Genomic DNA, 14290 nt, shown 5'->3' with positions numbered 1-14290 from the left:
TTTTTATTTTAAAATTATATTTTTCATAGATTTATAAAAATTAAATTGTCTTCAAACTGCCTTAAAAGTGTCAAAAAAATGTCATCTATCAAGCATAAAATCAATCTAGATTTATTTACCATTTATTAAAGATATGGATTTATTATGACAACCAATACAAATCAGCCAAGTCGTCGTGATATTTTAAAGTGGTTCGCGGGTGTTCCGTTTTTACCACTCGGGGCAATGGGCACAGCAGCAGCTTTAGCAGGTTGCAATGATAATAACGATACTACCGTTACCCCAACCGTACCTGCTGCAAAATTTAAAAATGCAAAATTTACACCTATGGCGGCACCTTCAACTGTACCAGAGATGGCTACAACTTCAGTTAAATCTGCTTTGACGATTACGTGGGATGACAATACAACCACCGAGTACAAACTGGGTTATCAGGAGTTTTTCCGTACAGGTGCGGAAGTTGATAACATTGATGGTGGAAAAATCATTGCAGGTAGTTATTATGATATTAATAATCAACCGATTAAAGATACTTCTGTAATCGGTCAAGAACGCCAGTTTTTCTCTGACTCTCCTGATGGTTCATCTTTAATCCACATCAATGGCGCTTCTGTATCTGGTGTGGCTAACCCTGTATTCCACGTTGTTCAATTTGAATACACGACTAAAAATCTGGCAAATCAAAATATGTACGGCAAGTTGCCATCACCAATTGCGGTGCTTACGCTGGATCAGGATCAAAAGACGGGTCATCTGGCATTGAAGAAATACCACAATGTCGATATGTCTAAAGTTCATGGTCTATGGATCACCTGTGGTGCTAGCCTTTCTCCGTGGAATACTCACCTTTCAAGTGAAGAATATGAGCCTGATGCATTTGACCAAATCGGTTCAGATCTGGCAATGCTCAAAGCATATAGTAAAAATCTATATGGCAATGAAAATACTGCAAATGCCTATAACTATGGTCATTTGCCAGAAATCATCCTTGATGGCAAAGGGCGTGCAAAAGCAGTTAAACACTACTGCTTAGGTCGTATTTCACATGAACTGATTCAAGTCATGCCAGATAACCGCACTGTAATCATGGGTGACGATTACACTAACGGTGGTTTCTTCATGTTTATTGCAGACAAAGAAAAAAACTTATCTGCTGGAACATTATATGTTGCGAAATACACATCAGAATTGAATGAGACCTCTACCGCCGCAATCAAATGGATCAAGTTAGGTCATACTGATAGTAAGACCATCGAAGACCTCGTGAATGTTCGAGGAATCAAATCTGAAAACATTATGGAAAGCTTGAAAACAGCACCAGCTGATTTAACAGGTTATACCAAGATTGTGTTAGATGGAAAATCGCTGTGGGTTAAACTCAAAGAAGCCAACAATGGCTTTAGCAAAGCTGAGATTGAGCTTGCTGCTGCATTCCTAGAAACACATCGATATGCTGCCCTAAAAGGCGGTAGTATGGCTTTCACAAAAATGGAAGGTACTACCGTAAATATTAAAGATAAAGTTGCTTACTCTGCACTTGCCAATATTCAAGAATCAATGATTGGTGGAAATGCAGCTTGGATTGAATCACATAATGTTAAGTTTAAGAGCACGCTAAAAGCAGGTGGTGTCCTTGGACATGACCTCAAAGGTAGCCAAGTTGATCATCTTAACAATGTGATCAATAGTGAATGGACACCTTACCAAAGCCATATGGTTCTTATGGGTAAAGATATTACTGTGGATAGCTTAGGTAACACGGCAGATCCAAATAATATTGCAAGCCCAGACAATTTAAAATTCTCTGAAACTTTACGTACATTATTCATTGGTGAAGACAGTGGTAACCATACCAATAACTTCCTATGGGCATATAATGTTGATACTAAGTCTTTAGATCGTATCCTCTCTACTCCAGCAGGTGCAGAGTCAACAGGTTTACATGCGGTGGATTCGGTCAACGGCTGGACTTATATCATGAGCAATTTCCAGCATCCAGGCGATAGCTCAAAGATTCCAGCAGATGTAAAAACAGCAGTGCTAAAAAACTATGACAATGGCTTTAGCGCGTGCGTGGGCTATATCACGGCGGATGTTTTGCCATCAGTTGAGAAAAAGGCTGCAACTACAAAGTAAGCCAGATTATTCAATGCAGATGCCGACCTTATGTCGGCATTTGTTATTTCAGCAAGTCAATCCTCATTTCCACAATATTTCCCTGATCTCCACCCTGTTGGGACTTTTCCAGCCACAGCCATTGCTCAGATGTCAGCCTTAAAAAATTTGAACAGCGTGTGCCATAAATTGGGCTTTGGATAAAAGTTGAAGATAATAATTCCTCCATCTCCACACTAATCCCTGTATCTGGTAACAAATCTGGAATAATTTTTCGTTCATCTTCCAAAATATCCCAGACTGAATATTGCAAATCAGATTCTGTCATCGTTGATTGTTGCAACATTGGTAAAAATTCTTGCGTAAAGCGTTTACGTAAATGTTTGGTTTTCTCCCAATCTTCTGACATTAAACCGTTGGAAACAACATAAACACCATTCGCTAAGACTTGTGGTGCTTCCCCCCGATTACTCATATAAACCGCTTGCTCTCGATCACCAACAAACAAATTAAAACCAGCGTAGTCCTGTTGTTGCTGTTCTAATTGTTGTGCAAAACGAAAGGGGGCTAAATCACTTTCTAAAAAAGACTGGATTAAATGCCCACGTGAAGTTGAATATTGGTTCTTATCTCGTCCATTGCGAAAATTAGTCACGATTGCCCAACGCCCAGACTCAGTGACCCCCATCCATGCCCCACCTGACTGTAAATCTTGCCCAGCAATTATCGAACTGTGATCCCATCGATGTAAAACAGTACTTGGTCGATGATAAAATTCATCACGATTTGAAATTAAACACAAGGGCATATCATCAAGAACATACCATGCAAAAGCGACAATACACATTGATCCTGTTTTCACTCATTTAGCGTCTGTTGACTTTCACATTGAATGTACAACATTTTTCACATCATTCCGCTACAATCTGCTCAAAACTTAATTTCAAATTCTAAATTGAGGAACAGCAATGCTGACCTATCCAAATATTGATCCAGTGGCACTGAGTTTAGGGCCAGTCAAGGTACACTGGTACGGATTGATGTATCTCTTGGCATTTTTATGCGCTTGGGGCTTAGCCTCTTATCGTGCTAAACAACGTGATGGTTGGACTGCCGATATGGTCTCTGATCTGGTGTTTTATGGCGCTCTAGGCGTCGTACTTGGTGGTCGTATTGGCTATGTCTTGTTTTATGAGTTTGGCAAATTCTTAGAAAACCCACTTTGGTTATTCCAAGTCTGGACAGGTGGGATGAGCTTTCACGGCGGTTTCTTGGGTGTCATGATCGCAATGCTATTCTGGTGTAAGAAATATCAGAAAACATGGTTTCAAACCTTGGACTTTATTGCACCATGTGTACCGACAGGTTTGATGTTTGGTCGTATCGGTAATTTTATTGGTGGTGAATTGTATGGTCGTCAAGTTCAAGACCTTAGCTATCCATTTGGTATGATTTTTCCAACTGATCCTTTAGGTTTAGTTCGCCATCCGTCGCAAATTTATCAAGCGCTCTGTGAAGGTCTGATTCTATTTATCATACTTTGGTGGTTTAGTGCTAAACCACGTCCTCGTATGGCGGTTTCAGCATTATTCCTGATGGGTTACGGAGTTGCACGTTTCTTTATGGAGTTCTTCCGTCAGCCCGATGCAGATCAAGGTTTTATTCTATTCGGTTGGATGACTAAAGGTCAGATTCTCACTGTACCAATGTTACTGATTGGACTGTGGATGATGTGGTATGCCTATCAGAAAAAAATCTACGATTGGCAAATTAAAAAATAAAATAATGGGAGCAGATGCTCCCATTTTTAGATCTAAACTTTTCCTAACAACGCTTTTACGACATCACCTAAACGTTTACCTTGCGCTTCGCATAATACTTTTTCATCTGCACTCAAACTTTGATCATGACGAGGGCCACTGACATGGCTTGCACCATAGGGTGTTCCGCCTGTTTTGGTATTGGACAGGGCTGGAACTGAATTTGGCAACCCCATGATGAACATACCATGATGGAATAATGGCGGTAACATGCTAAGCAAAGTACTTTCCTGCCCACCATGCATCGAGCCAGAAGAAGTAAAAACACATGCTGGTTTATTATGCAAAGCACCATTCAACCATAAACTCGTGGTTTGATCCCAAAAGTATTTCATCTCGCTCGCCATATTACCAAAGCGAGTAGGTGAACCAAGTGCCAAACCTGAGCAATACGTCAAATCATCTAAAGTACAATAAACATCCCCCTCTGCAGGAATGCTCGGTTCTGCTTGGGTAACAACAGTTGCGAGATTAGGAACGGTTCGAATACGAGCTGTGATACCAGAAGACTCAATTCCATCGGCAATTAGATGAGCCATTTCTCGAGTTGAACCATATTTACTGTAATAAAGAACAAGAACGTAAGGTTGCATCACTTTAATAAATTTTGTTAAAAAGAACACTATACGACATTTTTCCTCTTTTGAGCCGTAATTAATCCTGTGCTGACACAGGATTTTATTAAAAATAACTAGGATAGAACCCATGATCTTAAATCGTTATCTAAAAAATCTGCCTTTTTTAGAAAAAACATGGTTTCAATTTATTGTATTTGTGTTACGGCGTTTCGAAGCTGATCGCTGTAGAGAACAAGCTGGAGGACTCACCTACACCACCTTGTTTGCAGTTGTTCCGATGCTGACCGTTTTCTTAGTCATTATCTCCTCAATTAAAGCTTTAGAGCCTGCTCGACAACAACTACAACAACTGATCTACAGCAACTTTTTGCCTAAAAGTACCATTGCCTTTGACAAGGCACTGAACGCATTTACCGAAAAATCCAGTAACCTCACCGTGATTGGGGTACTGTTTCTTTTTGTCACCACTGTACTGATGCTGTCTTCGATTGAAACCGTTTTCAATCGTATCTGGCGTGTCAAAGAAACTCGAACAGGTCTTGTTGGTTTTATGCGTTATTGGACAATTATCTCTTTAGGTCCAATCATTCTAGGCAGTGCTTTTGTACTTTCATCTACTGTCGCCTCAATGAATATTCTGAGCAATAATTTTGCGGGCTATCAATTAAATGGCTCCTTCCTTTTATGGCTTATTTCATTCCTACTTACAATTGTTGGCTTTTTCATTCTTTACTGGACCATTCCTAATCGTAGCGTCCCTATTCTTTCCGCTGTTATTGCTGCATGTTTTAGCGCAACAGTATTTGAAATTTTAAAAAATTTCTTTGGTTGGATTATGAGTAATTTCACCAGTTATGAAATTGTGTATGGTGCTTTTGCTGCTGTTCCAATCTTCCTTCTTTGGATTTATTTGTCTTGGAACATTATCTTATTAGGCGTAGAAATCAGTTATGCACTGACTGCTTTTCATTCAGATAAAGAACAAAAGCGTCATCCTATCTTAATGTTATTAGACATATTGGAGTTATTTTATAAAAAGCAACAAATTGGAGAAAGTGTCAGTGAACAAGAACTTCTTGGGATTATTGGACGTGGTGAATTAGGACGTTTACCTGCATATATCTTACAGTTAGAAAAACAGAATTTAGTCAAACGTACAGACAACGATGAGTATGTATTGGCTAGAAATCTTGCGCAAGTCGATTTCTGGAGCTTTTTTACAGCACTCCCTTATCCCCTACCATTACGTCATGATGTCGCCAATATCCATCAAGATGATGAATGGATTGAACGTTTAGGGCCATCCCTCATCGAGAGTAATGATTATTTAGCTGCAAAACTTTCGATTCCTCTTTCGACGATCTTTGAACAGAAGTAAAAGAAAGACCTCAACTGAGGTCTTTCTTTTACTATCTCGCTTATACGAAATTAGGTAGAAGCTATTTATTAACAGCACTTGTTTTTAATCATTATGCTTGAACAAATGTATCCCAATCATATTCTCCTGATTGGGTTATTAGTTTCATGGTTAATTGATCATTTGGGTGTAATGCCCCGACGCCAGCAGGCGTACCCGTCATAATGACATCACCCGCTTCCAAACTAAATGACTGATTAATTTCAACCAATAATGCACCAATATCAAAAATCATGTCTTGGCTAAAACCATGTTGGCGTTCAACGCCATTAATCATTAAAACAAGCTCTAACTCTTGTAAATCGCCAATTGCATCCGCTTCAACCCAGTCTGCCAAGATACATGCACCGTCAAAAGCTTTTGCTCGCTCCCAAGGCTGCCCTTTCGCTTTTAAGTCATTCTGCAAATCACGTAAAGTTAAATCCAACCCTAAAGTCACAGCGCCAATCGCTTCTAAAACTTTGCTTGGATTGGTTTCCTGCGACAATGGGTGTGCGATCTGCAAACAAATTTCACATTCAAAATGACATTCACCCAAAGCCTGATTCCAACGGGCACCTTGGGCTAAGCTACTCAAACTACTTGGTGGTTTGATAAATAAAATTGGGCGATCAGGAATTGCATTACCTAGTTCTTTCGCATGTTCAGCATAATTTCTGCCTACACAAACAATTTTTGACGGACGTGTGCTCATAAAAGCTCCTTGTTCCTTAAATCGCGAATGAAGTTATTTTTTAAAACTATTTTCAAATTTGGTTTGATCTGCTGGATCATTGAATGAACGCTTTGGAACAATAATGACGGTATGATTCTTCAGCTCTAACATATACGTGAGCTTTCCAACTGCAAAAGATTGCACCTCAGCATACTGCGCTATTTGCTTTTTACCTGTTGAATAAAGTTCAAAATGATCTTGATAAAGGTCAATTCCCTGCTCACTTTTTCCAAATTGGTAGCGAACAAATTGACGTTTAAACAACATCGGTAACAACCAATAGCGCATCAATCCTTGCATAATCAGAAAAAAAGCACCTAATGCAACGTAATAACGACCAACGTCTGAGAAACCTAAATAGATTCCCCAACCAATAATTGCAATACTAATAACAGGTGTTAGAAAACGACTAAAGGTCTTTTTACCAAAAGTGACAAGAGCAAAACCATCTTGTGATTCTTCTAAATTAAGATAATAGCGCACAGATACAGTTGGACGTTGTTCAGACATTTTTGATTTCAATTTGTTTCATCATGGATGGGCGTAAATATTACACCAGTTTAGGGGCTAAGACGTTGTTTTACACAATATGGCTATTCTTTACACACAAAAAAATTTATAACTATTTTCCAATTTACTGGCATTGATCAAGATTGAAATGCTGAATTTCTAACTCAGTCACTTATAAAAAATCAAAGGAATGTGATGTCTTATTTTACCCGCCTGCTATGTACAGGTATTTTATTCGGGATCAGTCAAATTGGTTTTACTCAAATCATAACATGGACAGACAATATCCCAAGCGCTTTACAACCTTTTCAAAATAACCCCCAGCTTTTGGCAAGCTACACGCAAAATAATATTTTCATTTATGCGCATCCAACAACTAAAACTAACCTCCCCACTCTCAAATCCAATTCACAACCAAACGCCAGTTTTACATCCGCAGCACTTATTGTTCCTACCAATGTACAACAGGTTAGTAAGACCCTGACTGACTTTAATCACTATGTCGGTCTATTTCCAACACTTAAATCGGCCAAAATACTAGAACAATCTGGCAATACTGTAAAAATGAAATATCGTGTCTCCATTCCAACGCCTATTCCAGTGCTCAATTTTAATGAAGACGTTACCTTACAGCATCAGATTAAATCGAACAGTATTTCCAGTTTAGTGATTGATTCTCCTATTCCATACGGTTTAGGAAAGTTTGAATGGTTTGCCTTAGATGATCATAGAACTTTAATTACGCTCACCCAGTGGGGAGATTTAAATCAACCTAAAGGTTTTATTTTTAAAAAAATTCTGAATGCGATTCCAGAGGTCAAATTAGGGATTCCGAGCTCAACCAATGCTTTTATCCTAGAATCACTTCGAACACGCTTTATTAAACAGAATATCGTTGCCTTAAATTCAGGACAAATAGCAAGCCCTCAATTAAATGAAGCTCAATTGGCTAAGATTGCACAACTGAGTCAAAATGCACAGCAACCCATTAGCTTTCTGCATGCTCCAACCAGCATCATGTACACCCATGGACGTGAAGCCATGCGCTTCACCACCACCTATCAATTTTATCAACAGCCAACACAGCAATTAAATAAATGGTTAAACCCTTTAGCCTATCAAGAATTATTTCCAAGACAAATCAAGAAAATCATCACCTCTCCAATCCAAAATCAGGGTCAAGATGCGGATATTCAAGTGAATGTGGGTTTAGGTGTGATTAATATTCCTTTTGCATTTAAGCTGCATTTCAACTATCCAAATACTGTTGAAAATAACTTTTATGCCAATGGTGGTGATTTACGATTGATTAAAGGAAAAATGGTTGCTACAGAATTGAATCACGGAAGTTTATTTAAAATAACCAGTTCAATGAAAATTGATGAAAAAGCACCCTTTTTATTAAGGGCTATGCGAAGTTTACCCTATCATGATGTACTACCCGCAGTTGGTGGTAATACTGTGTTTGTTCAGAAAATTAAAGCAAAAATGTAAGGCACAAAAAAACCGCATTTAAGCGGTTTTTTTCACTTTATCTTTCGATAAATTCAAATTGGTGCGCTCAGAGAGATTCGAACTCCCGACCCCTTAGTTCGTAGCCAAGTGCTCTATCCAGCTGAGCTATGAGCGCATATTTGATGGAGCGCATTATACGCATTTTTCCCCTATTGATAAGTGTTTTTTAATAAAATAGAAATCAAATGGTGATAGATTGATCGTTACAAGTTTACAACGCAAGAGTTATTATATTTAAAAACAACATAAACAACTGATTTTATTATTAATAAAAAAATGAAGAGCCTTAATTTGAACATCAAATAGATATTTTATAGTTTAACTACTCCAACTTACAGGCACAAAAAAACCGCAATTAAGCGGTTTTTTCTATTAAGTTGGTGCGCTCAGAGAGATTCGAACTCCCGACCCCTTAGTTCGTAGCCAAGTGCTCTATCCAGCTGAGCTATGAGCGCATTACTTATATCGCCAATTTAGGCATGTGTTACTTTAAATCTTTACTTGGTGCGCTCAGAGAGATTCGAACTCCCGACCCCTTAGTTCGTAGCCAAGTGCTCTATCCAGCTGAGCTATGAGCGCTTTAAGTAAAGTGGCGGTGAGAGAGGGATTCGAACCCTCGGTACAGTTACCCGTACGCATCCTTAGCAGGGATGTGGTTTCAGCCACTCACCCATCTCACCGTAACACGAGCGCAATAATACAAACTAAAACCACATTACACAAGGGATGATCCTGTTTTTTTCTGTTTTTTTAAATCAATCAAATGTTTTTTAACCAATTCTTATATTTTTTCGGCATTTTTTAGCTCAACGCTTGTTAATATAGTGTTCTCTCCTTTATTCAGATTGGACAATAAACAGAATCTTGCAATCTTTGACGTGCAGTTAAAGTTTGAATGACTTATGCTAAACCGATCTGCCAGATGTGAAATGAAACGATATGACTACAAATTGGGTTGATCCCGAAGCAAAAGCAGAAGCGCAACGTTACGATAATCCTATTCCTAGCCGAACTCTTATTCTAACTACATTAGAACAATTAAAAACTGCACAGTCTCATGCAGAACTGGTTGATCACTTTAATATCCCAGATCAAAAAAGTATTGATGCATTGAATCATCGTTTAAGTGCAATGGTTCGCGACGGTCAGTTAATGAAAGATGGTTTTAAATACCAACCTGCAACCGATTTACCAAGCCATGAAGCAACGGTCTATATCAATAGTAAAGGTCTAGGTACGGCCAATATCGCAGGTCAGGATGATGTACTATTACCTGAACGTGAATTACGTCTAGTCTTTAATGGTGATCGCGTTAAAGTACGCCAAACTTCTGTTGACCGTAAAGGTAAAGCTTGGGGCTTTATTACCGAAGTCGTACAACGCCGTGTCAAACAAATTATTGGTAAAGTCGCTGAACATGAAGGTGAATACTTTATTCAGCCAAGCAATCCAAATCAGCACCAACCAATTACCTTAGAAAAAGAATTGATTGAACATGCCAATGCCAAAGTTGGCGATATGCTGCGAGTTGCGATTGATGATTACCCGACTCGTGAAGAATTAGCGACAGGTCATGTTGTACAGTCGATGGCGGACAAAGCTGACACTGAAATTATTATTCCGCAAACCATTTTAGAATTTGGTTTGCCTTATGAATTTCCAGAAGCCGTCATTAAAGAAGCTGAAAGTTTTAAAGAACCTTCAGAACAAGATCGCAAAGGTCGTGTCGATCTGCGTGACTTACCACTCGTCACGATTGATGGCGAAGATGCCCGTGACTTTGACGATGCCGTGTATGCAGAGAAGCGTGCAGGCGGTGGTTACCGTGTTGTCGTGGCAATTGCAGACGTGAGCCATTATGTCCGTTTAGACTCACCTTTAAATGAAGAAGCTGAAGAACGTGGTACATCGGTTTATTTCCCACACTTTGTTTTGCCAATGCTGCCAGAAGCACTATCAAATGGCTTGTGTTCTCTCAATCCACATGTTGACCGTCTGTGTATGGTCTGCGATTTAAAGTTGTCTCGTGCAGGTAAAGTCACAGGTTATGAGTTCTATCCTGCGGTGATGCATTCCAAAGCACGTTTGACCTATAATCAGGTGGCTGCTTATTTTGACGGCGCAACCGATGCCATTCCACAGGATAAAAGCGTTCATAAATCGTTAAATACCCTATTCCAGCTTTATCAGACACTAAAAGAACTACGTGCCAAACGTCATGCGATGGAATTTGAAACCATTGAAACCTATATGACCTTTGATGAGTTGGGCGGCATTAAAGAAATCTTGCCACGTACTCGTAATGATGCGCATAAACTGATTGAAGAATGCATGTTATTGGCGAACGTTGCCGCAGCTGAATACTCATTAGAACATGATATTCCGATGTTATATCGTGTACATGAAGCACCAGAATTCTCACGTATTCAAAAAGTCCGTGATTTCGTCAAATTACTCGGTTTGCCATTTCCAGAGCAACCCACTCAAGCTGATTACCAAGCCGTGATTGAAGCGACCAAAGATCGTTTAGATGCGCCAAGTATTCATGCGGTGTTATTACGCTCAATGATGCAAGCCTATTATGGTGCGAATAATGCAGGACATTATGGTCTTGCTTATGAAGCTTATACGCATTTCACTTCACCAATTCGTCGTTACCCAGATTTATTGTTACACCGTGCCATTAAAGCCTATCTCGATAAGAAAGCTTATCCATTGTCTGGTGCAGCTTTAGATGATGCAGGGGAGCATTTTTCACAAACTGAACGTCGTGCCGATGAAGCATCACGTAGTGTGACAACATGGTTGAAATGCCATTATATGCAACAGCATTTAGGCGATGAGTTTGTGGGTATCATTAGTGCGGTGACTGAGTTCGGTCTATTTGTGACGCTGAAAGACCTCTATGTCGATGGCATGATTCATGTCAGTCAGCTCGGTGAAGACTTCTTCCTGTATGATCAAGCCAGCCAAAGTTTGATTGGTCAGAATCGTGGACAGTCATTCAGCCTTGGCGATGAAGTCAAAATTCAAGTGGCAGGCGTGAATCTGGAAGAACGTAAGATTGACTTCCAATTGGTTCAACAACTGACGCATTTGGGACGTACAATTCGTCAAAAAGCGCCAAGAACCAATACTGCAAATCGTGCTTCAACCACTGAAGAGGTATTTGGCAAACCACAATCGACAACAGCTAAACTTAGTGAAGATGGCGAAAAACCTGTACGTAAGAAAAAGGATAAGAGCAAATCGAATTCTAATTCTTATACCAAAAAAACAGGTAAAAAATCTTCTGCGAAGTCTGAAAGCAAAGAAAAGCCAAAGAAGAAAGTGAAAAAGAAAAAGTCGAATGCCAAGACCAAGAGTGAATAACATTTAATTAGAGAGCTTCGGCTCTCTAATTTTTTGCTCTTGAAATATCTGCGTTAGCAATGAATAAAATTTATAGAACAACAAAATACTCATCTAATAAATAATCAATCAACCTTGATTTATCCCCCTCAAAGCCCTACATCTATAACTATGTTTAAAGATGAATATGGCAAAAATAGAATGACACTCCAACAAGCGACACTTCCCCTTCCTCAATTTGATCAAATTCAACTTGCCGACCTGAAAAAACAGATCGAACAAAACATTCAAAATGGTCAGAACTTCTTAAATCAACTCAATGAAGTTCCGCAAGGCTCTGAAGCCCAACTCGCAACCTTGGCAGAAGTTGATCAACTTGAAAATAACATGAGCGAATCGTGGGGCATTTTGTCACATCTCAATGCAGTCATGAACAATTCGGAAACCCGTGAAGTCTATCAAGCGCTGTTACCAAGTTTAAGTGAATACTACACTCAGTTGGGACAACACACAGCGCTGTATCAAACCTATCAGCAGATTCATGATAGTAATGTATTTCAAACATTGAGCGAAGCACAACAAAGCGCGATTAAACTGGCGCTACGTGACTTTAAACTGTCGGGTGTTGCACTCCAAGGCGAAGCGAAAAAACGTTACGCAGAAATCTCGGCACGTTTATCACAACTGTCTTCAGACTTCTCGAACCATGTACTCGATGCTACCCAAGCCTACTTTAAACCGCTAACAGAAGCACAACTTAAAGGCTTACCGCAAAGCAGTGTTGAACTGTTAAAACAATACGGACAACAACGTGAGCTTGAGCAAGCCGTTGCCACACTGGATTTCCCTGCTTATTTTGCGATTATGACCTATGCCGATGATCGTGAATTAAGAGAAGAACTCTACAAAGCTTATGTGACCCGTGCATCTGAGCAGTCCGACAAGACTGAATTTGACAATACACCTGTGATGGAGGAAATCCTGAGCTTACGTCAGGAGATGGCGCAACTGCTTGGCTTTAATAACTTCGCTGAATATTCCCTTGCCAGCAAAATGGCACCTGATGTTGAAACTGTTCATCAATTCTTAGTGGATTTGGCAGAGCATGCGCGTACGCCTGCGCTGGCTGAAATTGCTGAACTCAAAAGCATTGCACAACAAGATGGAATTGAGGAACTCAAACCTTGGGATGCAACCTATTATTCTGAGAAGTTGAAACAGCAGCAATTCAATCTTTCTCAAGAAGCGCTTAAACCGTATTTCCCTGCGCCAAAAGTGGTGGACGGTTTATTCAAGATCGTGCAACGTCTTTATGGAATTCAAATCGTCGAACGCCAAGCCCCTGTTTGGCAAAATGATGTACGTTATTTTGAAATTGAAGATCAAGGTCAAGTGGTCGGTGGTTTCTATTTTGACTTATATGCCCGTAACGGCAAACGCGGTGGCGCATGGATGAGTGGTTTCCGTTCTCGTGTGCAAACGGCCAATGGTCTACAAAAACCAATTTGCTATATGGTGTGTAACTTTACCCCACCGATTGGCGATCAACCTGCGCTACTCACCCACGATGAAGTCATTACTTTATTCCATGAGTTTGGTCATGGCTTACACCATATGTTGACCGAAGTAGATAACATCTCTGTTGCAGGCACACACGGCGTGGCTTGGGATGCGGTGGAGTTACCAAGTCAGTTTATGGAATTCTGGGCATGGGATAATGAAAGTTTAGATGTACTCAGTGAACACACCGAAACTAAGCAAACTTTGCCACAAGAATTGCTGTCTGCGTTACTCAATGCGCGTTTCTTCCAATCAGGCATGCAAACATTACGTCAGATTGAATTTGCATTGTTTGACCTAAGCATTCACCGTCAGGCACCTGCCTTAAACAGTCAGCAAATCCAAGCGACACTGGACGATATTCGCGATAAATTTGCCGTGGTTCCTGCGGTACCTTATAACCGTTTTCAACATAGTTTCAGCCATATTTTTGCAGGCGGTTATGCGGCAGGCTATTACTCTTATAAATGGGCAGAAGTTTTAGCGAGTGATGCCTTCGATCGCTTCGAAAGCGAAGGTATTTTTAACACTGAGACAGGCAAAGAGTTTAGAAAGTTTATTCTAGCAGTTGGCGGAAAAGATACTGCACTTGATTCATTTCGCAATTTCCGAAAAAGAGAACCAAAAATAGATGCATTATTACGCCATCAAGGTTGGACGAACACCAATAAAACCGCTTAAACTACGTCATTATTGTTCACAGGGTGGT

The 14290-nt window shown here is 39.8% G+C and carries 10 protein-coding genes and 4 tRNA genes; 6 read left to right on the top strand and 8 right to left on the bottom strand.

Annotation, left to right across the window (positions count from 1 at the left end; translation table 11 throughout):
- Window positions 1-144: 144 nt before the first annotated feature.
- Window positions 145-2136: a PhoX family phosphatase gene (locus HYG88_RS05205; RefSeq protein ID WP_178882697.1), complete on the top strand. Its 1992-nt coding sequence runs from the start codon at window positions 145-147 to the stop codon at window positions 2134-2136.
- A 43-nt stretch (window positions 2137-2179) separates the two neighbouring features.
- Here HYG88_RS05205 and HYG88_RS05200 read toward each other — a convergent pair whose 3' ends face one another.
- Window positions 2180-2962, bottom strand: coding sequence for an NRDE family protein (locus HYG88_RS05200; protein WP_178882712.1), 783 nt, complete (start codon window positions 2960-2962; stop codon window positions 2180-2182).
- A 121-nt stretch (window positions 2963-3083) separates the two neighbouring features.
- Here HYG88_RS05200 and lgt point away from each other — a divergent pair, with 121 nt between their 5' ends.
- Window positions 3084-3896 (top strand): prolipoprotein diacylglyceryl transferase, encoded by an 813-nt coding sequence (lgt, locus tag HYG88_RS05195; protein WP_087536474.1) that lies wholly within the window; start codon window positions 3084-3086, stop codon window positions 3894-3896.
- A gap of 32 nt (window positions 3897-3928) precedes the next feature.
- Here lgt and wrbA read toward each other — a convergent pair whose 3' ends face one another.
- Window positions 3929-4528, bottom strand: coding sequence for an NAD(P)H:quinone oxidoreductase (gene wrbA, locus HYG88_RS05190; protein WP_178882696.1), 600 nt, complete (start codon window positions 4526-4528; stop codon window positions 3929-3931).
- Between the two features lie 112 nt (window positions 4529-4640).
- Between wrbA and HYG88_RS05185 the strand changes: the two genes are divergently transcribed.
- Window positions 4641-5891, top strand: coding sequence for a YihY family inner membrane protein (locus tag HYG88_RS05185; protein WP_178882695.1), 1251 nt, complete (start codon window positions 4641-4643; stop codon window positions 5889-5891).
- A 91-nt stretch (window positions 5892-5982) separates the two neighbouring features.
- Here the strand turns inward: HYG88_RS05185 and HYG88_RS05180 are convergent, their stop codons facing one another.
- Both HYG88_RS05180 and HYG88_RS05175 read right to left on the bottom strand, forming a co-directional pair.
- On the bottom strand, window positions 5983-6624 hold the full coding sequence (locus HYG88_RS05180) for a fumarylacetoacetate hydrolase family protein (protein WP_178882694.1): 642 nt from the start codon (window positions 6622-6624) through the stop codon (window positions 5983-5985).
- Between the two features lie 33 nt (window positions 6625-6657).
- A complete protein-coding gene (locus HYG88_RS05175; RefSeq protein ID WP_005156231.1) occupies window positions 6658-7155 on the bottom strand; it encodes a YcxB family protein in 498 nt (165 codons plus the stop codon).
- Between the two features lie 195 nt (window positions 7156-7350).
- Between HYG88_RS05175 and HYG88_RS05170 the strand changes: the two genes are divergently transcribed.
- Window positions 7351-8649: an SRPBCC family protein gene (locus HYG88_RS05170; protein WP_178882693.1), complete on the top strand. Its 1299-nt coding sequence runs from the start codon at window positions 7351-7353 to the stop codon at window positions 8647-8649.
- A 59-nt stretch (window positions 8650-8708) separates the two neighbouring features.
- Here HYG88_RS05170 and HYG88_RS05165 read toward each other — a convergent pair.
- The 4 genes from HYG88_RS05165 to HYG88_RS05150 form a co-directional block, all read right to left on the bottom strand.
- A tRNA-Arg gene (locus HYG88_RS05165) sits at window positions 8709-8785 on the bottom strand.
- Window positions 8786-9048: 263 nt separating this feature from the next.
- Window positions 9049-9125: transfer RNA gene (locus tag HYG88_RS05160), tRNA-Arg, on the bottom strand.
- A gap of 47 nt (window positions 9126-9172) precedes the next feature.
- Window positions 9173-9249: transfer RNA gene (locus HYG88_RS05155), tRNA-Arg, on the bottom strand.
- Window positions 9250-9260: 11 nt separating this feature from the next.
- Window positions 9261-9350 (bottom strand) — tRNA-Ser (locus HYG88_RS05150).
- A 259-nt stretch (window positions 9351-9609) separates the two neighbouring features.
- On the opposite strand from HYG88_RS05150, the gene rnr reads away from it, so the two are divergent.
- Together rnr and HYG88_RS05140 are read left to right on the top strand one after the other, a co-directional pair.
- The gene (gene rnr, locus HYG88_RS05145; RefSeq protein ID WP_178882692.1) at window positions 9610-12042 is read left to right on the top strand and encodes a ribonuclease R; all 2433 of its coding nucleotides are present in this window, start codon (window positions 9610-9612) and stop codon (window positions 12040-12042) included.
- Between the two features lie 180 nt (window positions 12043-12222).
- Window positions 12223-14262, top strand: a complete 2040-nt coding sequence (locus HYG88_RS05140; protein WP_178882691.1) for a M3 family metallopeptidase — start codon at window positions 12223-12225, stop codon at window positions 14260-14262.
- Window positions 14263-14290 lie beyond the last annotated feature (28 nt).

It is taken from the genome of Acinetobacter sp. SwsAc4 (assembly GCF_013391535.1).
GTDB lineage: Bacteria > Pseudomonadota > Gammaproteobacteria > Pseudomonadales > Moraxellaceae > Acinetobacter.
Note: the sequence above shows the minus strand (reverse complement) of the source record. Positions and strands in the feature narration are given on the sequence as shown.

Excerpts from the sequence above, each read along its gene's own strand:
- HYG88_RS05205 (WP_178882697.1), top strand. The coding sequence starts at position 145 with ATGACAACCAATACAAATCAGCCAAGTCGTCGTGATATTTTAAAGTGG.
- HYG88_RS05200 (WP_178882712.1), bottom strand. The coding sequence starts at position 2,962 with ATGTGTATTGTCGCTTTTGCATGGTATGTTCTTGATGATATGCCCTTG.
- lgt (WP_087536474.1), top strand. The coding sequence starts at position 3,084 with ATGCTGACCTATCCAAATATTGATCCAGTGGCACTGAGTTTAGGGCCA.
- wrbA (WP_178882696.1), bottom strand. The coding sequence starts at position 4,528 with ATGCAACCTTACGTTCTTGTTCTTTATTACAGTAAATATGGTTCAACT.
- HYG88_RS05185 (WP_178882695.1), top strand. The coding sequence starts at position 4,641 with ATGATCTTAAATCGTTATCTAAAAAATCTGCCTTTTTTAGAAAAAACA.
- HYG88_RS05180 (WP_178882694.1), bottom strand. The coding sequence starts at position 6,624 with ATGAGCACACGTCCGTCAAAAATTGTTTGTGTAGGCAGAAATTATGCT.
- HYG88_RS05175 (WP_005156231.1), bottom strand. The coding sequence starts at position 7,155 with ATGTCTGAACAACGTCCAACTGTATCTGTGCGCTATTATCTTAATTTA.
- HYG88_RS05170 (WP_178882693.1), top strand. The coding sequence starts at position 7,351 with ATGTCTTATTTTACCCGCCTGCTATGTACAGGTATTTTATTCGGGATC.
- rnr (WP_178882692.1), top strand. The coding sequence starts at position 9,610 with ATGACTACAAATTGGGTTGATCCCGAAGCAAAAGCAGAAGCGCAACGT.
- HYG88_RS05140 (WP_178882691.1), top strand. The coding sequence starts at position 12,223 with ATGACACTCCAACAAGCGACACTTCCCCTTCCTCAATTTGATCAAATT.